At 50.1% G+C, this 24,356-nt stretch carries 17 protein-coding genes; 16 read left to right on the top strand and 1 reads right to left on the bottom strand.

The genetic code is table 11. The annotated features are described in order from the left end of the window. Nucleotides 1-110 precede the first annotated feature (110 nt). From dnaJ to gpAD87_RS03890, 9 genes are all read left to right on the top strand, one after another. The gene (dnaJ, locus tag gpAD87_RS03850) at nucleotides 111-1,235 is read left to right on the top strand and encodes a molecular chaperone DnaJ (RefSeq protein ID WP_064636368.1); all 1,125 of its coding nucleotides are present in this window, start codon (nucleotides 111-113) and stop codon (nucleotides 1,233-1,235) included. A 151-nt stretch (nucleotides 1,236-1,386) separates the two neighbouring features. After that, nucleotides 1,387-1,755 (top strand): hypothetical protein, encoded by a 369-nt coding sequence (locus tag gpAD87_RS03855; protein ID WP_063567301.1) that lies wholly within the window; start codon nucleotides 1,387-1,389, stop codon nucleotides 1,753-1,755. Between the two features lie 270 nt (nucleotides 1,756-2,025). Next, complete coding sequence (locus gpAD87_RS03860; RefSeq protein ID WP_024628492.1) at nucleotides 2,026-2,205, top strand: YfhD family protein; 180 nt, start codon at nucleotides 2,026-2,028, stop codon at nucleotides 2,203-2,205. After that, entirely contained in the window at nucleotides 2,198-2,590 is a 393-nt protein-coding gene (locus tag gpAD87_RS03865; RefSeq protein WP_064636370.1) for a hypothetical protein, read from the top strand. Before gpAD87_RS03860 ends, gpAD87_RS03865 begins: the two co-directional genes overlap by 8 nt. Nucleotides 2,591-2,751: 161 nt before the next feature. Continuing rightward, the gene (prmA, locus tag gpAD87_RS03870) at nucleotides 2,752-3,717 is read left to right on the top strand and encodes a 50S ribosomal protein L11 methyltransferase (RefSeq protein ID WP_064636372.1); all 966 of its coding nucleotides are present in this window, start codon (nucleotides 2,752-2,754) and stop codon (nucleotides 3,715-3,717) included. A gap of 3 nt (nucleotides 3,718-3,720) precedes the next feature. Next, nucleotides 3,721-4,398: a site-2 protease family protein gene (locus gpAD87_RS03875; RefSeq protein WP_063567293.1), complete on the top strand. Its 678-nt coding sequence runs from the start codon at nucleotides 3,721-3,723 to the stop codon at nucleotides 4,396-4,398. Between the two features lie 138 nt (nucleotides 4,399-4,536). After that, nucleotides 4,537-5,301, top strand: coding sequence for a 16S rRNA (uracil(1498)-N(3))-methyltransferase (locus gpAD87_RS03880; protein ID WP_063567294.1), 765 nt, complete (start codon nucleotides 4,537-4,539; stop codon nucleotides 5,299-5,301). 2 nt (nucleotides 5,302-5,303) lie between these two features. Next, a complete protein-coding gene (gene mtaB / locus gpAD87_RS03885; protein ID WP_063567295.1) occupies nucleotides 5,304-6,650 on the top strand; it encodes a tRNA (N(6)-L-threonylcarbamoyladenosine(37)-C(2))-methylthiotransferase MtaB in 1,347 nt (448 codons plus the stop codon). A gap of 111 nt (nucleotides 6,651-6,761) precedes the next feature. Further along, nucleotides 6,762-7,196 carry an NUDIX hydrolase gene (locus tag gpAD87_RS03890; RefSeq protein ID WP_064636374.1) on the top strand — a complete coding sequence of 145 codons (435 nt, stop codon included), beginning with the start codon at nucleotides 6,762-6,764 and terminating at the stop codon, nucleotides 7,194-7,196. 53 nt (nucleotides 7,197-7,249) lie between these two features. On the opposite strand, the gene gpAD87_RS03895 is transcribed toward gpAD87_RS03890, so the two are convergent. After that, nucleotides 7,250-8,251 carry a Na/Pi cotransporter family protein gene (locus tag gpAD87_RS03895; protein ID WP_064636376.1) on the bottom strand — a complete coding sequence of 334 codons (1,002 nt, stop codon included), beginning with the start codon at nucleotides 8,249-8,251 and terminating at the stop codon, nucleotides 7,250-7,252. Between the two features lie 549 nt (nucleotides 8,252-8,800). On the opposite strand from gpAD87_RS03895, the gene gpAD87_RS03900 reads away from it, so the two are divergent. The 7 genes from gpAD87_RS03900 (at nucleotide 8,801) to gpAD87_RS03930 (ending at nucleotide 24,188) form a co-directional block, all read left to right on the top strand. Then, nucleotides 8,801-10,177 (top strand): class I SAM-dependent rRNA methyltransferase, encoded by a 1,377-nt coding sequence (locus tag gpAD87_RS03900; RefSeq protein WP_064636377.1) that lies wholly within the window; start codon nucleotides 8,801-8,803, stop codon nucleotides 10,175-10,177. Nucleotides 10,178-10,372: 195 nt separating this feature from the next. Then, nucleotides 10,373-13,876 (top strand): helicase-exonuclease AddAB subunit AddB, encoded by a 3,504-nt coding sequence (gene addB, locus gpAD87_RS03905; protein ID WP_064636379.1) that lies wholly within the window; start codon nucleotides 10,373-10,375, stop codon nucleotides 13,874-13,876. Then, nucleotides 13,873-18,192, top strand: coding sequence for a helicase-exonuclease AddAB subunit AddA (gene addA, locus gpAD87_RS03910; protein WP_064636381.1), 4,320 nt, complete (start codon nucleotides 13,873-13,875; stop codon nucleotides 18,190-18,192). Before addB ends, addA begins: the two co-directional genes overlap by 4 nt. A gap of 71 nt (nucleotides 18,193-18,263) precedes the next feature. Then, complete coding sequence (locus gpAD87_RS03915; RefSeq protein ID WP_064636383.1) at nucleotides 18,264-19,448, top strand: exonuclease SbcCD subunit D; 1,185 nt, start codon at nucleotides 18,264-18,266, stop codon at nucleotides 19,446-19,448. Continuing rightward, a complete protein-coding gene (locus gpAD87_RS03920) occupies nucleotides 19,445-22,864 on the top strand; it encodes an AAA family ATPase (protein WP_064636385.1) in 3,420 nt (1,139 codons plus the stop codon). The genes gpAD87_RS03915 and gpAD87_RS03920 overlap by 4 nt, the downstream gene beginning before the upstream one ends. 422 nt (nucleotides 22,865-23,286) lie before the next feature. Continuing rightward, nucleotides 23,287-23,625: a hypothetical protein gene (locus gpAD87_RS03925; protein WP_063567035.1), complete on the top strand. Its 339-nt coding sequence runs from the start codon at nucleotides 23,287-23,289 to the stop codon at nucleotides 23,623-23,625. A 203-nt stretch (nucleotides 23,626-23,828) separates the two neighbouring features. Continuing rightward, nucleotides 23,829-24,188 (top strand): histidine triad nucleotide-binding protein, encoded by a 360-nt coding sequence (locus gpAD87_RS03930; RefSeq protein ID WP_024628477.1) that lies wholly within the window; start codon nucleotides 23,829-23,831, stop codon nucleotides 24,186-24,188. The last annotated feature ends 168 nt before the right edge of the window (nucleotides 24,189-24,356 follow it).

Raw genomic sequence — 24,356 nt, forward strand, 5'->3', positions numbered from 1 at the left:
TAATCATCGGTGACGTTCGGATCGAAGGGAAAGTCATAGCCGGGGCTCCCGTGCTTTGGCTTTCCTTTTGTCACGATGTGCGATATGGTGAATGATATGGGGGTGGAAGAGTGGCTGAAAAACGTGATTATTATGAGGTACTCGGCGTCGGCAAAAATGCCAGCGACGAGGAAATCAAAAAGGCATACCGCAAGCTTGCCCGTCAGTATCACCCTGACGTAAATAAGGCTGCTGACGCGGAAGCCAAGTTTAAGGAAGTTAAAGAAGCTTATGATGTGGTCAGTGACGGCCAGAAGCGGGCGCAGTATGATCAATACGGTCATATTGATCCAAATCAGGGCGGATTCGGCGGCGGTGGCGATTTTGGCGGCGGCGGCGGCTTTGGCGACATCTTCGATATGTTCTTTGGCGGTGGCGGTGGACGACGTGATCCAAATGCTCCGCAACGGGGGAACGATCTGCAATACACCATGACGATTGAGTTCAAGGAAGCGGTATTTGGTAAGGAAACCGACATTACCATTCCTCGTACCGAAGGCTGTGATACTTGTCATGGCTCAGGTGCGAAACCGGGAACCAAACCAGAAACCTGTTCCGTCTGCCAAGGTAGTGGTCAACAGGAAGTGGTTCAAAATACACCGTTTGGCCGTATGGTCAACCGTCGTGCTTGTTCGAACTGTAATGGTTCGGGACAAATTATCAAGGAAAAATGTACTACGTGCAGCGGCAGCGGTAAAGTACGTAAACAACGCAAAATTCATGTTCGCATTCCAGCGGGTGTAGATGATGGCGCTCAATTGCGTATGACTGGTGAAGGTGAAGGTGGTCTGCGCGGAGGACCAGCAGGAGATCTGTATATTGTCATCCGTGTGAAATCACATGATTTCTTCGAGCGTGAAGGCGATGATATCTATTGCGAAATTCCGCTTACCTTCGCTCAGGCAGCATTGGGAGATGAGATTGAAATTCCAACGCTGTCCGAGAAAGTGAAGCTGAAAGTACCTGCCGGTACACAGACAGGAACGTATTTCCGTCTCAAAGGCAAAGGCGTACCACGCCTGCGCGGTATGGGGCAAGGGGATCAGCATGTGAAAGTCGTTGTAGTTACGCCTAGCAAGCTGAATGACGAGCAGAAAGATCTGCTTCGCCAAATTGCTGCGCTGGATGGAGAACAAACTCATGAGCATGAGCAATCCTTCTTTGACCGGGTGAAACGGGCCTTCCGTGGAGACTGAGTCTTAATCATTAATTTAAAAAAGGACACCACAGCGGTTTTTCCGCAGGGTGTCCTTTTTTGCATAATATGGGCACGCTTGCGGAAAGATACCAGACATGAGCATTCAGTGGTTTACTGATGTGCCGAAACTAGGGAAGCAGGTGAACCGGATGACCGAAAAAAATATTTTGGCTTATTTCCATAGCCCGGAGCAAGCGGAAGGGGCAGCCAAAAAACTGGAGGCATTACGAGTGGAAGACCTGTCTATCAATCGATTCAGTCGTTACGCGGGTGTCGGGCCAAGTGGAGCATCCTATACGCCGGGTGTTTCCGGCAGTTTTTCTTCCTGGGTACCAGGTGCTCTAGGCACAAATGCCAGCGCGGGAATCATGGCTGCAGCAGATCCTTCTGCAAGCGGTATGAGCGATGGCGGACAAGAGGGACCGACAGGCAGAGATGTATTACTGACCGTTGTTGTTGACGAGGCGGTACATCATCGTGCCCTATCCATTATCGAACAAGCCGGCGGTATGATTTAGTTTCACCAAATCTATATAAGATGGACAGAGCATTACACTTTAACGGAGATTGTAGAACCAATCTGAAGAAGCGAAGCGTTCGCCTGAAAGCTTTCGTAAGAAAGCTACTTCGGAAGCATACGCTATCACCGGATTTCTCCCTTTAAGAAGGGATATGAAGAAATCTGGGGATAACAGCGATCGGAGGATGGTACTACAGTCGGAGTGGTACAGTGTAACAAGTATTAGTTCATTTTATATAGATACCTATTTTGAAGGAGGAACATAACGATGGCAGAACATGAACGTCCAGGCAAGATTTTAACGAAAACGGAAAAGATGAAACGGATGCAGTCCGCCAAAAATGAGGATGTGGAATTCAGTGCCGAAGCTGCGGATCATGAAGATATAGAGGCTTTGCGCCGCAGTGAAGCGGCCGATCGTCGTCAGGGTCGGGAGATTCATGACTGAAGATCGCTCTGCAGTGATTATCGAAGCGGTGTTTACGAGCTGGTCCGAGGCTGAATCTGCACGCAGAGCTCTGGAATTGCTGCACCCAAACCAGTTGAGTATCGAGAGTCTGAATGACTCATCGTCTTCAGTGGATCTGGAAGCGCCTGAGAGCACAGATAATTCGACTATGGCTGTGATTGGGGGATTCAGTGGTGAGCTGAATGTACTTTCCCTCATTAGCGATGAGACCGAGGTGTTGTCGGGTGGACAAGTGTATGACGATCCGGATGCTGGCTCTGAAGGCAGGTCCAAGCAAGAAATCTTGCTGACCGTATCCGTATCCGGTGACTCTCTCCCGCAAGCTGCAGAGATGATTACGCAGAACGGTGGACGCTTTTGCTAACAAGTTAATCGAGTTTAGTCATAATTAAAACAGGGTATTCGAGCAGTCAGGCTGCGGGTATCCTGTTTTTGTTGTTTCTTTACTGCCGCGGTTTTGTACTCCTGCTCGCTTGTGTAGTACAATAGTTGGGATGTTTGAAAAATGAGGAGGAAAAACGAAGTATGTTATGGCATGAACTAACAATACATACCACAGAAGAAGCTGTGGAGATGATTTCGAATTTTTTACATGAAGCGGGTGCTGGAGGGGTCTCGATTGAAGAGTCCGGTACTTTAAATAAAAAACGGGATACGACGTATGGCGAATTGTACGAGTCTCCTTTGAATGATATTCCTGAAGGCTTTGCGGTCATTAAAGGATACTTCTCCGAAGGTACGGACATGGATGCATTGCAATCTGAAGTAAGTCCACGTATTGAACAACTTTCCGAATTCGATATCCAAACGGGTGAGGTTCGTTTTGAGACTCGAACAGTGGATGAAAATGACTGGGCGAACGCCTGGAAACAATATTTCAAGCCAGTACGTGTCTCGGAACGTCTAACCATTAAACCGACATGGGAAGAGTATACGCCGGAAAGCCCAAATGAGAAAATTATTGAGCTTGATCCAGGCATGGCGTTTGGTACAGGAACACATCCAACCACTTCACTTTGTCTGCGTACACTGGAATCGGTCATTCAGGGTGGCGAGGAAGTCATTGACGTAGGTACAGGCTCTGGTATTTTGGCCATTGGAGCTGTCCATCTCGGTGCAAAACATGTGCTTGCGCTTGACCTCGATCCGGTTGCGGTAGCAAGTGCCAAAGAAAATGTGGAACTAAATGGGCTGGGACAACAAATTACGGTGAAAGAGAGTGATTTGCTGTCTGTTCTGGGCAGTCAGGACCCTGCGCTGGGCGTGAAGCTTCCGGTGAAAGTTATTGTTGCCAACATTTTGGCCGAAATAATTATGCTATTTGTGGATGATGTCTATCATGCGCTAGAGTCTGGTGGCGTTTATATTACTTCAGGCATTTGGAAAAATAAAGAGCAGCTCGTCCATGATGCGCTCGTTGCTTCCGGCTTCGAAATAAGTTCGGTTCATCGCGATGAGGACTGGATCGCGTTTGTGGCCAGAAAGAGGTAACCGATGGATTTAAACTCGTTTTTTCGTTATCCACTGGATCAACTGCCGTTTTTCCTGTTGACGATCCTGATTGCTTTTACGGTCCATGAATTCTCTCATGCCTATTTTGCCAACAAATTCGGCGATCCAACGGCCAAGCTGCTAGGCCGGGTTACCCTCAATCCGGTCGTACACTTTGACTTGTTTGGGGTGCTATTGCTCGTTATTGCTGGCTTCGGTTGGGCACGACCCGTTCCAGTTAATCGGGCGAACTTTGACAAACCAAGATTGATGGGTGTTATCGTCTCTGCAGCAGGGCCACTAAGCAATCTGCTGCTTGCGATTATCGGTACAATTATTTACGCTTCATTGGTTGGTTCGGGAGCGCTGGGGAGTATAGAAAATGAGCGATTGCTCACAGCGATATCCATGTTTTTCTCTATTTTTAATCTGACGAACTTTTTCTTGTTTCTGTTTAACCTTATACCGTTGCCACCCCTGGATGGTTATCGGATTCTTGAAGACGTATTGCCACCATCTATCAGTCGCAAGCTACAAGGAGTGGAGCAATGGTCGATTTTTATCTTCCTGCTGATTTTGGTTATACCTCCGCTGCAAAATGTGACGATTCAACCGTTGTATGAGTTTGCACAAACGATGTATGTGGATCTGGCAAAACTAATCATTGAATTATATCGATAAGCAACACGTACCTCTAGGGCTGAAATACTGGTCAGATAGACATAAAAGTTGTATGATCATCTGTGGCGATTGGATTCACGCCTGCCATCAGGCGGGGTGAATTCCAGTCATAACAGGACAGAATGGGTGGATAGACGAATGCAGCGTTATTTTGTATCTGCAGAACAGTTTAATGAACATTCCGTAGTCATCACGGGTGATGATGCGCGCCATATCGGCAAAGTGATGCGTGGTAAACCTGGAGATAAACTGATTGTCAGTGACGGAAACTCCAAAGAAGCTTTGGTGGAGATTGAAAGCATCGAAGCCCAGCAAGTAACAGCGAATATTGTGGAACCCCTCGAAATGGACCATGAAGCACGGATACGTGTAACCGTGGCTCAAAGCTTGCCAAAAGGCGATAAGATGGAGACGGTCATCCAAAGATGTACAGAGATCGGAGCAGTTTCCTTTGTTCCTTTCCTGTCTGAGCGTACGATTGTGCAATATGATGCCAAGAAAGAAGGCAAACGGTTGGAGCGGTGGCGGAAAATCGCCAAGGAAGCCGCTGAACAAAGCCATCGGAACCGCATTCCATCCGTCGAGCAGCCACTTTCCTGGAAAGGGCTGCTATCTTCTTTTGAGGGCTACAGTCTGGTATGTTATTGTTATGAAAAGGAAAACGGCAAGCAATTAAGAGACGCATTGAAGCCGTTTGTGGAGCAGCTTGCACCTGGTGCGAGTGCAGAAGTGTTGATTGTTGTTGGACCTGAGGGCGGATTCTCGGAGAGGGAAACGATTGAAGCCGATCAGGCGGGTGCTGTATCCGTTGGACTGGGCAAACGCATCTTGCGGGCCGAGACAGCTGGAATGGCGGCGCTAACTTGCGTCTTATATGAATCCGGAGAAATGGGGGGAATGTAATTATGCCATCCGTGGCGTTTTACACCTTAGGCTGCAAAGTTAATTTTTATGATACAGAGGCGATTTGGCAATTGTTCAAAAATGAAGGATACGATCAGGTAGACTTTGACGAACAGACAGCGGATGTATACTTGATTAATACTTGTACAGTAACCAATACCGGCGACAAAAAAAGCCGCCAGATTATCCGTCGTGCCATTCGGCGTAACCCGGATGCGATTGTAGCCGTTACAGGCTGTTACGCGCAAACTTCTCCGGCAGAGATTCTGGACATCCCTGGCGTGGATCTTGTTATTGGTACACAGGATCGGGACAAAATCTTGCCATATGTCAATGAAATTCAGGAATCACGTCAGCCCGTCAATGCTGTGCGCAACATCATGAAAACGCGGGTATTTGAAGAGATGGACGTACCGGATTTTGCCGATCGTACCCGTGCATTTCTGAAAATTCAGGATGGCTGCAATAACTTCTGTACGTTCTGCATTATTCCGTGGTCACGTGGACTTTCCCGTAGCCGGGAAGCAAATAGCATCATCCAACAGGCTCATCAACTGGTGCACGCCGGGTACAAGGAAATTGTCCTGACAGGCATTCATACTGGTGGATACGGGGATGACATGGAGAATTACGATCTGACGGATCTCCTATGGGACTTGGACAAAGTTGAAGGCCTGGAGCGTATTCGGATCAGTTCGATCGAAGCCAGTCAGATTGATGATCGGATGCTGGATGTGATCAAACGTTCAGACAAACTCGTACGCCACTTCCACATTCCGCTGCAAGCGGGCGATGATACCGTACTGAAACGTATGCGCCGTAAATATACGACCGAAGAGTTTTACAATAAAATGCTTCGCATTCGGGAAGCGATGCCGGATGTAGCGATCACAACTGACGTTATTGTTGGGTTCCCGGGTGAGACGGATGAGATGTTCCGTAATGGCTACGAGTTGATGAAAAAAATTGGTTTTTCCGAAATGCACGTATTCCCATATTCCAAGCGTACCGGAACACCGGCAGCACGTATGGAAGATCAGGTGGATGAAGAAGTCAAAAATGCACGCGTGCATGAACTGATTGATCTATCCGAGCAAATGCAACTGGCATACGCCAAGCAGTTTGTGGGACAAGTACTGGATGTCATTCCTGAAGGTGAAGCCAAGGGCCGTGAAGGCAGTGGTAAACTGCACGGTTACAGTGACAACTACATTCAGCTGGTCTTTGATGGTTCGATGGATATGGTCGGCAAGGTATGCCGTGTCAAAGTGACCGAAGCGGGTGTGAATGAAAGCCAGGCTACGCTGGTTCGTGTGTTGGAAGAAAATCTCAAGTCCGCAGCGATGTAATCGAGGCGTCAGAAACAAGGATTTCATTTCCTTGGGGAGCGTACCCGTGGAGATGAGGTCCTTCTTTTTCCAAAAAAAGATGAAGACAATTCCGTAATGGGGGAGAGCAACATGAACAGAAAAGAAATTTCGGCAGGCGGAGTCGTCTACCGCACGGGAGAAGACGGAAAGCTTCAAATTCAACTGATTGTAGATCGCTACGGCAAAACGACTCTCGCCAAGGGCAAAATGGAAGATGGAGAAACGGTGGAACAGACCGCACTGCGTGAGATTCTGGAAGAGACAGGCATGGTCGGCCGAATAGTAGAACCCGTCGATATCATTTCCTATACGTATCAGCATGCAGAGTTTGGTCCGGTGGACAAGGAAGTTCATTATTATCTCGTTGAAGCGGAAAGCGGCGACCTGCAGCCTCAGATTGAAGAAATCAAAGGTGTGGATTGGTACGCTCCGGAAGAAGCTTGGTCTAGACAGCAGCATAGTGGATACGATAATAACGATGACATTTTACGAGTGGCGCTGAACAAATTAGGCATTAACGTATAGCTGTTTTCTATTGAATGACGTAACGCTACTGTTTGTTGAGAGAGTTTTGAGCATCAGGCCACGGGTGACTTCGCCACTGGGGTGGAGACCGGTGGTTTTTTGTGCCAAATTGGCAAGTAACAGAACGGCAAGGCAAGCAGTGAACTGGTGACGTTAAAAAGGGTCTGGGCATGCGCAATCTGTGCCCCGTTATCCGCTGATAGCCAGGCCGAGGCTGCATGCAGCTGGCCGATCAGCGGCATAAATAGCAGCGCCCCCGCAATGTTTAATACGACATGGGAGGCTGCGACAAATTTGCCTGCGGATGCTCCGCCAGCGGCAGCAATCACGGCGGTGATGCAGGTCCCCACGTTCGACCCGATCACAATGGCGATGCCGATCTCTACAGGCAGTACGCCTGTGGCTGCAAGCGTAATGGCCATGCTGATGACAGCTGCGCTGCTATGAATGAGGGCCGTCAGGCAGGCGCCTGCCAGAAAGCCCCACCACAAGCTGTCTGCTGAGCGATCCAGAAACCACTGGAATACGCCCATACTTCGCAGGGGTACGGCAATGGATTGCATTACTTGAATGCCTGTCATGACGAGGGCAAATCCAGCGGACGCGAGAAAGCTGTATTGTATGGTAAACAGTGTCCGGCGTGTGTGTTCAGGAGCGAACTGATTTCGTTCACCAAGCACAACAAAGACGGCCCAGCCTGTCAGAGACAAGGCAAGCAGAGGCAGGGAAACCCGTCCGATCTGCAGTCCGACCAGCTCGGTGGTCAGGCACGTTCCGATGTTGGTTCCAAGAATAATACCAAGTGTGCGTCCGTAGGTAATTAATCTGGCGTTCGCCAGTCCAATAGTGAGTACGGTGACGGCGGTACTGCTTTGCAGCAGGGCAGTAGCGCCTGCGCTAAAAGCCATGCCTTTCCAGGGAGCAGAGGTAGCCCGGCCCAGCCATCCAGCCAGCATAGGCCCGGCCATCCGCTGTAAGGCTGTTTCCATCAGCTTCATCCCACCAAAAAAGATAAGAAGCCCATATAACAGGGGCAGCACAACATCTCTGAACATGAGTTAACATCATTCCTTCCGTGCATATCCTTATTCTCATCCTATGAGTAAATAAGGACAACCATGACAGGCTAACGGAATTCTGGAGTCAACAGAGTTTGAAAGAACGATAAGTTTCCTTAACGGACACCCAAATTACTGCACCCCTATTCAAAAGATACGGAGATTCTGCAAACGTAGCGAAGGGGATGGAAATGGAACTGTAGAAGCGAAGCGTTCGCCTTTATCCCCGGATTTTCCCTTTTGAGAAGGGAATCAGAAAAATCTGGGGATAACAGCGATCGAAAGCCCGATCCATCCCCGAAGCGGACACCCAAATTACCGCGCCCCTATTTAAAAGATACGGAGATTCTGCAAACGTAGCGGAGGGGATGGAATTGGAACTGAAGAAGCGAAGCGTTCGCCTTTATCCCCGGATTTTCCCTTTTGAGAAAGGGGATCAGAAAAATCTGGGGATAACAGCGATCGAAAGTCCAATCCATCCCCGTAGCGGTCACCTTTGCACCAAACCTATCTTTTCAACTAACATATGAAAGAAGTGGATCTATCTTGCCATCAGTTACACTGGAACGCAGCCGCAAAAAGCGGCTTGAACATGCACATCCATGGATATATAACAATGAAATTGCCTCTGTTGAAGGAAACCCCGAGCCGGGAGATCTGGTCAACGTATTGAATCACCAAGGTCGCTATCTTGCGACGGGATACTATAATCCTGCATCTCAAATCACAGTTAGAGTCGTGGCCTATCAACCTTTGGAGTTTGAACAGATGGACACCGCGTTTTTTGCAGCGCGTTTCCGCGATTGCTTGCGCCACCGGGAGCGTTTTATCCAGGAAGGAGAGGCATACCGTCTCGTTTATGGGGAAGCTGATTTCCTGCCAGGACTGATCGTTGACCGTTTTGGCAGCATCCTTGTTGTTCAATTGCTCACATTGGGCATGGACCGTTGCCGCGAAGCGATTGTACAAGCTCTAATTGAAGTGATGCAGCCGGAAGGCATCTATGAACGCAGTGATGTGTCCATTCGTGAACTGGAAGGTTTGGAGCAGACGAAAGGACCATTATATGGGGATTGCCCGCGTCATGTCACGGTAACGGAGAATGGATTGCTCATTAAGGTGGATATCGTAGAAGGCCAGAAGACAGGGTACTTCTTTGACCAGCGCGAGAATCGTGCAGCCATCGAACCACTTATGAAGGGTTGGGGTTACAAGAGTGGTATTACGCTCCAACAGACCGAGCAGGATGGTACGCAGCAGTTGCTTCCTGTGAATAAAAGTGGCAAGGTTGTGACGTTCCCTTATTGGGATGGGGCTACTGTGCTGGAATGTTTCTCCCACACAGGCAGCTTCACATTGAACGCCTGCAAATATGGAGCCAAAAAAGTAACATGTCTTGATATCTCAGAGCATGCGATTGAAAGTGCACGTACTAACGTAGAGCTGAACGGTTTCACTGACCGGGTCGAATTTGTCGTTGCGGATGCATTCCAATACTTGCGTGAGCAGGTGAAAGGCCTCGATGAGCGTAACGTACGTGCGCGTGCTGGCGAACAGAAAGTGGATACGTCCAAAGCGCTTGCAACCGGTGGTAAAACATTTGATGTGGTTATCCTCGATCCACCAGCCTTTGCCAAAACGAAATCAGCTGTCAAAGGCGCATGCCGTGGGTATAAGGATATCAATCTGCAAGGAATGAAGTTGGTTAATGAGGGCGGGTATCTGGTAACGGCAAGTTGTTCATACCACATGCGTCCGGATCTCTTCCTGGAAACCATTGCGGATGCAGCCGAAGATGCAGGCAAAGTACTGCGTCTGATCGACTGGAAAGCAGCCGGTAAGGATCACCCGCAAATTCTGGGCGTAGACGAAGGTCATTACCTGAAATTTGCCATCTTCGAAGTGCGCAGCAAAAAGAATTAATCGAGCGATTTCCATTTAAATCGAACATACATTTACGCAAAGGGCCCACAGTTTTCATAAGCTGTGGGTTCTTTGCTATTCTCGTGGGGAAGGTCTCTGGAATTGCCGGATAGTGGCAAACGTATGTTCCGAACCAAGTCAGATATGTTATACTGGGAATTAAAATCTTGTTCGTGATGGTTTGGAGGATTAAACATGTCCGTACGCTTTGTTATTGGCCGGGCAGGCAGCGGCAAGAGTACGCTGATTACCCGGGAAATCACATCCCTGCTTCAAAAGGAACCGCAAGGTAAACCACTGATTCTGCTGGTCCCGGAACAGAGTTCGTTTCGAACCGAACAGTCACTGGTTTCTTCAGGTGCTATAAAAGGTACCATGCGTGCTGAAGTGCTTGGTTTTCGCCGATTGGCCTATCGGGTAATGCAGGAGGCAGGTGGTTCTGCACGTATTCCCATTGGAGCTGAAGGTAAAAAAATGCTGCTCTACAAAGTGCTCCAGCGTCGTAAGGAAGAATTGAAGCTGTTTGGAGCATCAGGCAGTCAGCTGGGATTTATCGGAGACTTGAATGATCTATACAGTGAGTTTAAACGTTATGAACTTGACCCCACTTCACTGGAAGAAGGACTTTCCGCATGGAATACTTCCTCTTCTGCACCGATTCTGGGAGACAAGCTGCATGACTTGCTTCTTATATACCGTGATTATGAAAAGGAATTAACCGAACTATATATCGATGATGAAGACACGTTGACTGAACTAACAGAGCGGTTGCCGGAGAGCACGCTGCTGCAAGATGCACAGATCTGGATCGATGGATTTCAGGGATTTACCCCGCAGGAAATGAGTGTCATTGGAAGATTGATGTTGCAAGCTTCTTCCGTCACAATTGCATTGACGTTGGATCGTGCTTACGACCACGGCGCACTTCCAGGAGAACTGGAGCTGTTCCATCCCACAGCGAGTGCATATGCACGTCTCAAAGGCATGGCTGAGGATCTGGGTGTTCTTAATGAGACAACCGTGCTTCAACCGGAAGTTTTGCCAAGATATGAAGGCAGTCCTGGACTGGCGCATTTGGAGGCTGGCTTTGATCGTAGAGTCCGCTGGAAGAGTGAGGGGCGTGATGCGGGTGTCCGACTTTACGCCGCTGAGAACCGCCGGGCTGAGATGGAAGGAGCACTTCGTGAGATGCGTCGTCTGGCGCAAGATGAAGGTGCGCGTTATCGAGATATGGCAGTGCTCGTTCGTCAGTTGGATACATATGCCGACATTGCTGAGCCTCTATTCAGGGATTATGGCGTGCCTGTCTTTCTGGATCGGAGAAGAAATGAACTACATCATCCATTATCGGAATTTATTCGTTCAGCACTCGATATCGTTCGCCGTCGCTGGCGTTATGAGGATGTATTTCGCTGTGTGAAAACGGAACTGCTGCTTCCACGGGGCGGTTCCATTACACGTGAAGATATGGACCAGCTCGAAAATTATATATTAGCTTGCGGAATTCACGGATACCGCTGGACAGATGGCAAGCCATGGAAGTATGTACCCAGCCTGTCCCTGGAAGACAACGATCAGGATGTCCGCAGCCGGGGCCGGGAACAAATGCTGTCCTTAATGGAAAAATGCCGTACGGTGATTGTTGATCCACTGGGTGCTTTTGAGAAACGAATGAGCAAGGCAAAGACAGCTAAAGACCAATGTACGGCGCTTTACAGATTACTGGAAGATGCCGAGATTCCTTGGAAGCTGGATCAGATGTCTGCAGAAGCCAAGGCTCAGGGTGATCCGGAACGTTCGAGAGAGCTTCGTCAAATGTGGGGTGCCGTCCTTGATCTATTAGATCAGATGGTTGATATGATGGGGGCCGAACGGCTGGATATCGATTTATTTGCCGGGCTAATGGAGACCGGATTAACCGAACTGAAACTGGGACTTGTTCCTCCAGCGCTTGATCAAGTGTTGATTGGATCGATGGATCGTACACGTCTTCAGGGTATCAAGTACGTATTTATTCTGGGTGCAGTAGAGGGTGAACTGCCTGCTGTCCCTCAAGATGATGGTGTATTAACTGAGCAGGAACGGCTGCTGTTGACGGAGATAGGTTTGGGGCTTGGGCCAGGAGCAACAAGACAAATGTTGGATGAACGCTTTCTGATATATACAGCCCTGACAGCGGCGAGCAATCAGTTATGGCTGAGTTATCCCGTTGCAGATGATGAAGGGAAAACATTGCTACCCTCAGAAATTGTACGACATGTACGGAAGATGTTCGGTCTGCATGAGCAGCCATTACTTGCCCAGCCGCCGGTTACAAATGCTGAAGAGGTGCACTGGTCTTATGTTATTCATCCTGGTCAGAGCCTCTCTTATCTCATCGGACAGTTGCGCAGATGGCGCCGTGGAGAAGATATTTCTGAAATGTGGTGGGCGATCTATAACTGGCATGTCTCTCGGGAGACGAGCAGACCTCAGCTGAAACAATTGCTTGGATCGGTCTTTTATCGCAATCGGGCGTTACCTCTGCGTACGGCTACCAGCCGTAGATTATATGGTACAGAGGTAAGGACTAGTGTCTCTCGAATGGAGCGTTTTGTGGCGTGTGCGTTTTCCCATTTTGCATCCCATGGACTGCGGCTGAAAGAGCGCCAGTTGTACCGCTTGCAAGCTCCTGATATTGGACAATTGTTCCATGCTGCCTTGAGTCAGCTTGCCATACGTTTGCGTGAGCAGAATCGCAGTTGGGGCAGTCTGTCTCCGGATGAATGTCGGAAGGAAGCGGTGCACACCGTGGAGCAGATTGCACCACAGTTGCAGGGAGAGATTTTGCTTAGCACGAAACGGTATGGTTATATCTTCCGCAAGCTGAAGGATATCGTTAGCCGGGCGTCGGTTATTCTGGGTGAACAGTCCAGACGAGGAAGCTTTGAACCGATTGGGTTAGAGCTTGATTTTGGGCCAGGTAAACCCCTGCCACCGCTACGTTTTGAATTGGAAAATGGCTGTGTGATGGAGATTGTGGGCCGTATCGACCGCGTGGATGTGGCCGAAGGAGAGAACGGCCTGCTGCTGCGGGTTATTGATTACAAATCGAGCCAGACCGACCTCAAACTCCATGAAGTGTATTATGGCCTGTCATTACAGATGCTCACGTACTTGGAGGTGCTGCTTAGTGCTGCCGAGGAGTGGCTTGGAGAATCGGCGATGCCTGGAGGAACACTCTATTTCCATGTGCATAATCCGTTGCTTCAATCCGCGAACGGCATGACTTCTGAGCAGGCAGGACAAGAACTGCTGAAACGGTTCAAAATGAAAGGCTTGCTGCTCGCGGATCGGGATGCGATCGCTCAAATGGACAATACCCTTGACAAAGGCTACTCAGCTATTATTCCAGTTGCGCTTAAGGCGGATGGCAGCTTTTATAGTAGCGCTGCTGTAGCTACGCCGGAGCAATGGGATACATTGCTTGCTTCAGTTCGCAGCAATATACGTGAGATTGGCACCCGGATTACGGAAGGGGATGTCGCGATTGAACCTTACCGTATCCAGCAGGAGGTTGCATGCACCTTCTGTCCGTACAAGCCAGTCTGTCAATTTGATGAAAATATCGAAGGTAATGAATATAATCTGTTGTCCAAACCGGGCAAACAGCAAATCTGGGACATGCTGTCTCATGGCAAAGGAGGGGAAACATCATGACGAATATGCCAAAACCGGAGGGAAGCTTCTGGAGTGATGACCAATGGAGTGCCATCTCACAGAGTGGAGAAGACATTCTGGTTGCTGCTGCAGCGGGTTCCGGGAAGACGGCTGTATTGGTTGAACGGATTATTCGCAAGATTGCAGACCCTTCCCGTGGATTCAGCGTAGATCGTTTGCTGGTTGCGACATTTACGAAAGCTGCTGCTGCTGAGATGAAGCAGCGGATTCGGGAAGCACTGGAACGTGCACTTGAAGAGCAACCTGCCGAAGAACATCTGCGCAAACAACTGTCATTGCTCGGGCGAGCATCCATTACGACACTGCATTCATTCTGTATGGAAGTCATTCGTCGTTATTATCAGCAAATACCGCTAAACCCGGCTTTCCGGATTCTGAATGAAAATGAAGCCGAAATTATGCGGCAGGAATTGTTGGAGCAGTTGTTTGAGGAAAAGTATGGGGAAGAAGACGAAGGCAGTACATTCCGCGAATTGGTGGATTGGTTCAGTGGGGAACGAAACGATGATGCCATGCATCGACTTGTGCAGCGTTTGTATGATTTCTCACGCAGTCATTCTTGGCCGGATCATTGGCTTGCGGAGATGGCATCTGCTTTTCAGGTGGAAAGTGTCGAGGCACTTGGACATTCTGCCTGGGTTCAGAGTATTTTGCGTGATGCAGCTCTTGCCCTAAGTGGTGCGGCTGGTCTGCTGCGTCAAGGGATCAGCATATCGATGCAGCCGGAAGGTCCGAAACCTTATGCAGATACATTAAAAGAAGATTTGGCAATGGTCGAAGAGCTTCTGTCAGCTGTTGAGGTCATGCCATGGGAAAGATTGCCTGAAGTGTTTCAGCCAGCAGCTTTTGGCAAGCTGAAGCCTTGCAAAAAGGACCAGACAGACCCGGGGTTACAAGAACAGGTCAAGGAACTTCGTGAGGCTGCGAAAAAAGCCGTGACGGACCTGAAAGGGTCATTGTTTGGAAGAAGTGCGTTTTCTTTCTGGCAGGAGCTGGAGCAGGCGGCACCCCTAATGCAGGAGCTATCCAAGCTGGTCAGTGCATTTGGAGAGCGATACCGACAGGCCAAGCAGGAGCGCGGTCAGGTCGATTTTAGTGACCTGGAGCATTACTGTCTTCATATTTTGCGCCATGAAGATTCAACCCCTGAGCTGTCCATGCCTTCGGATGCAGCAATGGAATACCGGGCACGTTTCGATGAAGTTCTGCTGGATGAATATCAGGATACCAATACAGTGCAGGAAGATATCGTCCGACTGATTTCCAGAGAAAATCCAGGAAACCGATTCATGGTTGGTGATGTAAAACAGAGTATTTACCGTTTTCGTCTGGCTGAACCCGGTCTGTTCCTGAACAAGTACCGTCAATACGTAGCGAACTCGGATATGGAAATGGACGGAGAGAGAGAATCACTGCATGCAGGAAGACGTATTGATCTTGCACGTAACTTCCGTAGTCGTGCAGAAGTAGTCCATTCGGTCAACATGTTATTCAAGCAGCTCATGAATGAAGGGGTAGCCGAGATTGCCTATGATGAACGAGCTCAGCTCGCTTATGGGGCTACTTTCCCGGCAGAGACGCTTGGAGATGAGGCATACACACCTGAACTCATATTGATCGATCGTCAAGGCGGAGGACCTGATCTGACGGAAAGCACGGATGAGAATGGGGATGCGTTACCTTCTGCTGAGCTGGAGAGTGCCGAGCTTGAAACCGCTCAGCTGGAGGCTCGGGCCATGGCTCGCCGTATTCGTGAAATGGTCGGAGATACGGATAAACCAGCCCTCAACGTTTATGATAAAGCCCTCAAATCCATGCGACCTGCGCGTTATGGAGACATTGTTATTTTGCTGCGTTCTGCCCTGATGTGGGCTCCACTCATGATTGAGGAATTCAGACAGCAGGGTATTCCTGCCGGAGGGGAGCAAAGCAAAGGGTATTTTCAGGCGACGGAAGTGGAAGTGATGTTGTCCTTGCTGCAGATTGTGGATAATCCAAGGCAGGATATACCGCTTGCTTCCGTGCTTCGTTCGCCGATTGTCGGACTAGATGAAGAGGAACTGGCTCAGATTCGCCTTGGGGACAAGCGACAGTCTTTCTATGATGCTGTTATATCAGCTACAGGAGCATTCTCAAGTTCGTTGAATGTTTTCGGGCAGCATGGTGAGAAAGCTTCGAATCCGGATTCATCTGCAATCCAGCTGCAATGGCCCGAAGTCTGGTCAGAAATGGAACAGGGGCAGCGGGAGTCGGCAGTATCCGCCGAAGCAGACGTTATCGAACGTATATATGAAACCTCTGTACATGCAGGTAAAGATGAGATTATGGATGCTGGTATAGATGCAAGTATGGGTGGACGTATAAGCGACGATGCGGATAGGGACAACGGTACCAGCACAGAGCTGCAACAAAAGTTAATTCGCTTTATGCGTCAGTTGGAACATTGGCGACTTGAAGCCAGACAAGGCAGCTTGAGTGAACTCATTTGGCGCATGTATCGGGAAACGGGTTATCTGGACTGGGTTGGCGGCCTACCGGGAGGCATGCAGCGTCAAAGTAATTTGAAGGCTTTGTATGATCGCGCGCGGCAATATGAGGAGGCAACGGCCAATCGTGGATTGTTTCGCTTCCTGACCTATGTATCCAGACTACGTGAGAACGGGGGAGATCTTGGCACCGTAGCAAGTGGTTCTGGTGAGCAGGACAATGCGGTACGCATCATGACGATCCACCGGAGTAAGGGCTTGGAATTCCCTATTGTTTTTGTCGGGGGTATATCCAAGATGTTCAATCAGCAGGATCTGAACTCGCCGTTTCTGATGCATAAGGAGCTGGGGTTTGGCCCGAGGTTTGTAGATCGTGAGAATCGGGTTGCCTATCCAACCTTGGCGAATCTGGCGATTCGTCGTCGTGCCCAGTTTGAGCTGCTTGCCGAAGAGATGCGGGTGCTCTATGTGGCTCTAACCCGTCCAAAAGAGAAAATGATTTTGGTCGGTACGGTAAAAGATGTTGTTAAAAAGGCAGTGGCCTGGTCTCAGATTAAGGACAGTCCGGAACGGGTATTGCCTGACTATCTGCTTGCAGCCGGACGGAGTTATCTGGACTGGATCGGTCCATCCCTGATGAGACATCCAGACGCAGCTTTGCTGCGTGAACTTGCGGGAGGCACTGATTCATATGCTGCCTGTCTTGTGGATGATGAATCACGCTGGGGCATTTCCGTCATTTCTGCTGATCAAGTATCCCGGGAAATATTTGTGGATCAGACGCTTGGTGAAGAAGACGGCATGACAGAAGTGCGGAAACATCGAATTGCTGCCCTAAAAGCAGTTCAGCCTGTGGAGCTGTTTCCTTCCTCCACTGAAGAAGAGATGGTCGAGGATACTCAAGATGCAGCACTACGAGACATCAGTGAGGAAGATGTATTTACAATAGGTGAGCAAGAGGGTGTACAGCTGCTTCGTGAAGTAGATAAACGGCTTTCATGGGCGTATCCTCATCAAGCAGCAACGCAAGTAGCTGCCAGTACATCGGTTACCGAACTAAAAACATTGCTAGCCATGCAAGACCATCAGTCTTTACAGATGATGGAGGAAGTTGAAGAACAATCTGAGGCTTCTGTGGATTATGAGGGCCGTGAAGTGAAGGATGGAGGCTCGTCCTTTAAATTGCATCTACGTCGTCCCAAATTCATGGAGGAGAATCAATTGACTGGAGCCGAGCGGGGAACGGTGTATCATACGTTGATGCAGCATCTTCCTGTAGATGGTTCACCCGTTGATTCGCAAATCGTTGAGCAGACACTTTTGCGGTTAGTTGAGCTCCAGATTTTGCTCCCCCATCAGGCAGAGGTAATTGAGTCTGATCAACTGGCTGGATTTTTCAATACAGAGCCTGGGACAGAATTGTTGCGTGCAGAGTGGGTGAAACGGGAGATTCCATTTATTTATGGACTTCCGGCACATCATTCTCCTGCCGAATGGCTTCATAGTTTGTCACCAGATGCAGGGATGCAAACGTTGGAAGAAGACGGTAAGATGCAGGCATCACTAGAAAATGAGACGGTGCTAGTACAGGGGATTATTGACTGCCTGTATGAGGTGGATGGCGAGCTTGTTTTGCTAGATTACAAGACAGACCGGGTGTTGGAGCATCGCGGTGGACTGAACAAACTGACGGAAAACTATCGCTTTCAGCTGGAGCTGTATGGCCGGGCTATTGAAGATATTCTGGGTCGGAAAGTCGACCGGAAGTGGCTGTACTTTTTTGATGGCGGACATGCTGTGAAACTATAAAGTGAAATTTTAAAACGGCCAGATGGAATTTGTATCATCGGATTTTGCATGAGAGAGGGGTTGAACGGACGATGCGTATTTTGCACACAGGGGACTGGCATCTGGGGAAAACGCTGGAGGGACGGAGCCGGCTGCGAGAGCAGGAGGATTTTGTGGATGAGCTTGTTAGACTCGCGGATGAGCAGCAAGCAGATGCCATATTGATGGCTGGAGACGTGTATGATTCTGTAAATCCGCCTGCATCGGCGGAACAGCTTTTTTATGAGGCTGCGGCGCGTCTGACAGAACAAGGAAGACCACTTGTGGTAATTGCCGGGAACCATGATCAGCCAGAGCGAGTGGCTTCGGTGACCCCGCTTGTGAACAGACAGGGAATTACACTTGTAGGTATGCCTACTTCAGAAGCAGTTACTATCCATGCGAAGAGAACTGGAGAGACTGCGCAGATTGCTGCATTGCCATACCCCTCGGAAGCGCGACTGAATGAACTGCTGACAACGGATGGGGATGAGAATGTGCTTCGCCAGGCATACAGTCGCCGGGTTGGCATGTTAATGCAGCGTCTGGCTGCTTCTTTTCGTCCGGATAAGGTGAATTTGGCGATGAGTCATATTTATGTTCTGGGCGGAGTGGAAAGTGATTCGGAACGTCCCATTCAAGTAGGGGGCGCCTATACGGTTGACCCTTCTGCATTGTCGACAGGTGCGCAATATACAGCACTGGGGCATCTCCATCGTGCGCAGGCAGTTAAAGGAGAAGGTGTGATTCGTTATAGTGGCTCTCCACTGGCCTACAGTTTCTCCGAAGCGGGGCAGAGTAAGTCCGTCACCATGGTTGATGTGGCACCAGGGGGCGCCGCAAACGTGGAAGAAGTGCTGTTGACCTCCGGACGTCCACTTGTACGCTGGAAGGCGCGTGGCGGTCTGGCTGAGGTTTATCGGTGGCTGGATGAAGGGCGTGATCCTCAGGCTTTTATTGATATGGAAGTATGGCTGGATGACGCCATGTCTCTGAAAGAAATTCAGCAGCTCCGTAAGTCGCATGACGGGATCATCCATATCCGTCCGGTGTATCCCGAGATGGCAGCCGCAGGGCTTTTGGAGCAACGATCCGAGCTTCCGGTACATGAGCTTTTCCGCAAATTTTATCAGCGTCAGACAGGTGGGGCATTACCTGAAGACAGTCTGGTTCAACTGTTCCTGGAACTCGTAGATGAGGACGAGCCGGGCGTGCGTGAGGAGGTCGAGGGAAATTGAAGCCGATTTTATTGAAAGTCGCAGGTCTGCAAAGTTATCGGGAGACTCAGGAGATTGATTTTACTGTATTGACGGAAACGGGACTGTTCGGCATTTTTGGTCCCACAGGCAGTGGGAAATCTTCTTTGCTCGACGCAATTACGCTGGCCATGTACGGAAAAGTGGAACGTGCGGTTAATGGTACCCAGGGAATCATGAACCACGCTGAGGATTCGTTGTCCGTTGCTTTTACATTTGAACTTGTATCGGCAGAAGGGACAAGAAGATTTCGGGTGGAACGACGCTTCAAACGAAACAATGAGGTATCGGTAAGCAACACAATAAGCAAATTCATTGAGACCGTCAACGGAGAGGAACAGGTGCTGGCTGATAAACTGGCAGACGTGAACCGATGCGTTGAAGATGTCATTGGGTTGAAAATGGATGATTTTACGCGGGCCGTTGTGCTTCCACAAGGGAAATTTGCTGAGTTTCTGTCACTGAAAGGCAGTGAACGACGCCAGATGCTGCAACGTTTATTCCATCTGGAGAAGTATGGAGATCAGCTTGCCATCAAGCTCAGCCGTCGGGTGAAGGACAATGATATGGTTCATCAGTCATTGGCCGCGGAGCAGCAGGGGCTTGGGAATGCCAGCAAAGAGACGTTGGCAGAAACGGAGCTTCTTCTTCAAGCTGCTGTGAAACAGTCTGAATTGTCACGCAAAATGCTTGATGAAGCGATGAAGGAAGCCGAGCAACTCGGTAAAGTCCGTGAGTTAAGCCATGAACGCCAGGCTCGTATGGAGGAACACGAAAAGCTGAAAGCACGTGCACCACAGATCGAAGCTGGGGAACAACGGCTGAAACTGGCCGGGGCGGCAGACGCGATACTGCCTTCATTGCAGACGATGCGTGACGCAGCAGCGCAGCAGAAGTTACGTGAGGATGCAGCCGGGATTGCTCACCAGCAAGCAGTGGAACATGAACGGCTGTCTGTACTGGAAGCCGAGAAGGCCGAAACGGCCCGTGTACAGATGGCGGAGGAAGAACCCAAGCTGCTGCTTCGATTGGAACAGCTTGAACAGGCCAAGGAGTTGCAACGGGAACGGGATGGGCTACGAGAGGATAGTACCCGTCTTAAGCAGCTTTTGGACAAAGGACAGGCTGAACAGAGCGTCATCGGACAACAGCTGGAGAAGGAAAAAGAACTACAGCAGCGTGGCCGCAAACGGCGGGAAGAATTACAGGAAAGCCTGAAGCCGAATGAAGTGAAGTCCGAAGAACGCAGACAGCTGCAGGCTGCACTGGAATTGAAGCATCGTTTGGATACTGCGGCGGAGCAATTGCGCCAGAACAAGGCTGAGATGGAAGCCAATAAGCAGTCGGCTGAACAGGGGGCAGATCGGCTGAAGCTGGCTGCCCAGGAAGAGACCCGTCTGAGTGAACAGCGTCAGCATCTGATCGAACAGGCGGCAGTGGGCCTTGAGGCCTTGCTTGCCTGTGAGCAGGACATTGGTCGCGAACAGAGCCTGCTGGCCAGGGCGGAGGAGCAGCTGCGCGGAACCATGCGTGAGCAGGAGCTGCACAGGCTCTCCTCCGCCTTGCGCGCCGAGCTGCGAGACGGCGAGCCATGCCCGGTGTGCGGCTCCGCACACCACCCGCTCCCGGCTGCGCCGCCGGGAGAAGGTCCGCCCGCAGGCGATGCGGACCTGGAACTGCTGCGCAGCCTGCACGCGGAGCTGCAGGAGCTGCGCTTTGGGCTGCGCCAGCAGCTGCACGAACGTCGCAGCCTGCTGACGCAGCTTGGCGCTGCGGCCGGCGAAGCCCCGGCCGCAGCTGAGGCCGCACCTGCGGTTGCGGAGCCAGATCCCGCCGGTTCGCCCGTACACGGGCGCTCCCCGGCGGACTGGGCGGAGCGTGCCGCCGCACTGCGCGAAGCCGCGCGGGCGCTGGCCGCTGACGCAGCGCCGCTGCAAGCGGAAGCCGCCGCGTTGCAGCAGGCGGCTGTGGGCGCGCAGCAGCGCCGCATGGAAGCGGCTGCTGCGCAGGAGGCAGGCCAAGCCGGGCTCGCACAGGCGGAGCGCCGGTTGGCCGAGAGTGAGGCCGCCGCAGCCGCATTGCACGGCCGCTGGGCCGCGGAACTGCCCGGCATCGCTCAAGAGCAGGCCATGGCCCTTCACCAGGCGATGCAGGAGCGAGACGCGCGCGCAGAAGACATCAAGGAACGGCTGAACAAGAGTGTGACGTTCCTTGAAGAAAAGGAACAGTTGGTACAGTCCCTCCAGCAGAAGCTGGTTGAGTTAGACAAACAGCTGATTCAGTGGCAAACGGAATGGCAAGGCAACAGCAAACAGCTCGCCGAGAAGGAAGAACGTCTGCGTCAATGGGTTGGTGAGCAACGAGTCGAGGATTTGATTGCTGCGGCCCAGACTCGACTGGATGGACTGCGGAAAATTGCTGCCGATTCAGCACTGCGCTTCAAGGAAGCGGATGTGTTGAAACAGGAATCGGCCAAGAAGGATGTCATGGCTCATCAAGCAGCAGCCTCGGCAGCAGAGCATTTGCAGCAGGCACAGGAACGCTGGAAGCAATTGCTGGAACAATCGCCATTTGATTCGGAGAATGCTGTTGTGGAGGCAGCACTTCCTTCCCAAGAAGCGGAGCGGCTGGCCGCGGAAATTCAGCAGCATCGGGAGCGTGATCGTGAACTTGTTTCTCAATTGCGTGAGCTGGAACAAAAATTGGGCGGAGCCGTTGTATCCGAGGAACAATGGTTGGCATGCTCAGAGCGACTGAAACTGTCTCGTGCAGAGGATGAAGCGGCTCTTAGAGCCAAGGCGCGTGCAGAACGGGATCTGGAAGATGTGCAGCAGCGACACGTTCGCTGGACCGAGTTGGAGAACAAACGGGTGGAAGTGAGCAGACAAGGTGAGATGCTTAGCAAACTGCAAGCAGCCTTCAGAGGTAATGCATTTGTCGAGTATATTGCAGAAGAACAACTGATGCAGGTAAGTCAGGCTGCTTCACAGCGTCTGCGCTTCCTGACCAAACAACGTTATTCACTTGAGGTGGATTCAGGCGGGGGCTTTGTCATCTGTGACGATGCAAACGGTGGAGTTAAACGTCCGGTGTCCACCTTGTCTGGTGGAGAGACGTTCCTGACCTCGTTGTCACTGGCACTGGCTCTGTCTGCCCAGATTCAGCTGCGCGGCCAGTACCCGCTGCAATTCTTCTTCCTGGATGAAGGGTTTGGCACATTGGACCCTGAATTGCTGGATACCGTCATTACATCGTTAGAAAAATTGCATGATGACCGTCTTGCCGTCGGTATTATCAGCCACGTTCCAGAGCTGCGAGCACGCTTGCCACGCAAACTTGTAGTTATTCCAGCGGGCGAAGCAGGAGCTGGCTCTCGCGTAGTATTGGAAACATTATAGGGAATTGAACACAGAACACATACGATTGAATGAGTCCAAATTGAGATCCCTTAGGAACTAGTAGTTCAAGGTTGTTTCTGAGGGGGAAGCTACTGATTGATTGAGGTTTGTTGGTTTGAATCTCATTTATATACTCGTTGTGACAGTTGAGTGAGATAGCTCACAGATACAGGTTCATCCTGTTGTTATACTACAGTTAAGCCGACAAACTTATATTAAGCACCCCGGCGGACGTCTGATCAGGAATAATCCTGGTTAGACGTCCGCGACAGCAGACTTCCGCATGGAAACTGCAACGGGGTGCTTCTTTTTTTAATAGGCCCTTATCTTGAAACTCTTCTCATTCACAGTGTCATTTCGCCCAGATCTGAATACGATGAAAGGGTGATGAAGAGCAGAACAGATTCGGGAGGCGATCGAACGTGGAAAAGGTAGAAGCGAAGAAACTGTGTAAGGAACACATGCATCGCTATGTATGTATACAGATGCATGACGGTGCCCATTATGATGGCATTGTGGAAAATGTGGATGATGACATGATTTATTTGGCTGTTCCCGTGGGGCATGAAGCTGTGGTTAATCATGCAAACGCAAACTGGGGACCCAATATGATGCCAGTTACTTATCCCGCTCATGCACGGGGATTCTTCCCGGGCTATGGCTACCCATACCCTTATTATGGTTACGGTCGCAGACGGTTTAACAGGCTGGTCCTTCCGTTGGTCGGCCTGACTGCATTATCTTTGTTACCTTATTATTAATAGGGCCTTGAAAGCATTATCTTTTACCAATGAAAACTGAACCTTTCACATCTTCGGTGTATTCTTTGCACTTCACTGAGATGTGAGAGGTTCTTTTGTTGTTTTTATTATTGAATTGAAACAGGTTAAATTGGACGTGAGTTTTCAGTTCCGGTATGATAGTAGGGTATACATAATTTTTAATTCGAAGGAGGGTATGAACAATGGATTGCTTATTTTGCAAAATTGTAGAGGGCAGCATTCCCTCCAATAAGGTACTGGAGAATGACCATGTCATCGTCTTTCATGACATCCAGCCCGCTGCACCGACCCATGTACTCGTTATTCCCAAGAAACATATTGCTTCCATGAATGAAGTAACTGCGGAAGACTTGCCGTTGATCGGTGAGATTCATTTGGCTGCGCAGGAAGCGGCCAAGCGTCTCGGCGTGGAAGAAACAGGTTACCGACTGATTAATAACTGCGGCAAGGATGGAGAACAAACCGTTCATCATCTGCACTATCATTTGCTTGGTGGGACCCGACTTGGCGTGTTGACAAGTTTGTCAGACTCACACAAATAAACGATCCAAGTTACTTTAAATCAGGACTGATTCATATATGCATAAAAGGCATGAATATGGAGCTGAAGTTCACATAAAATAAATGATCATTACGTTAAGGTTGACACCTTTATTACCTTTCGCCTATAATGAAAGGTGATGAACCGTGTTATTGCTCTTGGACGGTCT

Source organism: Paenibacillus sp. AD87 (assembly GCF_001659845.1).
Lineage (GTDB): Bacteria > Bacillota > Bacilli > Paenibacillales > Paenibacillaceae > Paenibacillus > Paenibacillus marchantiae.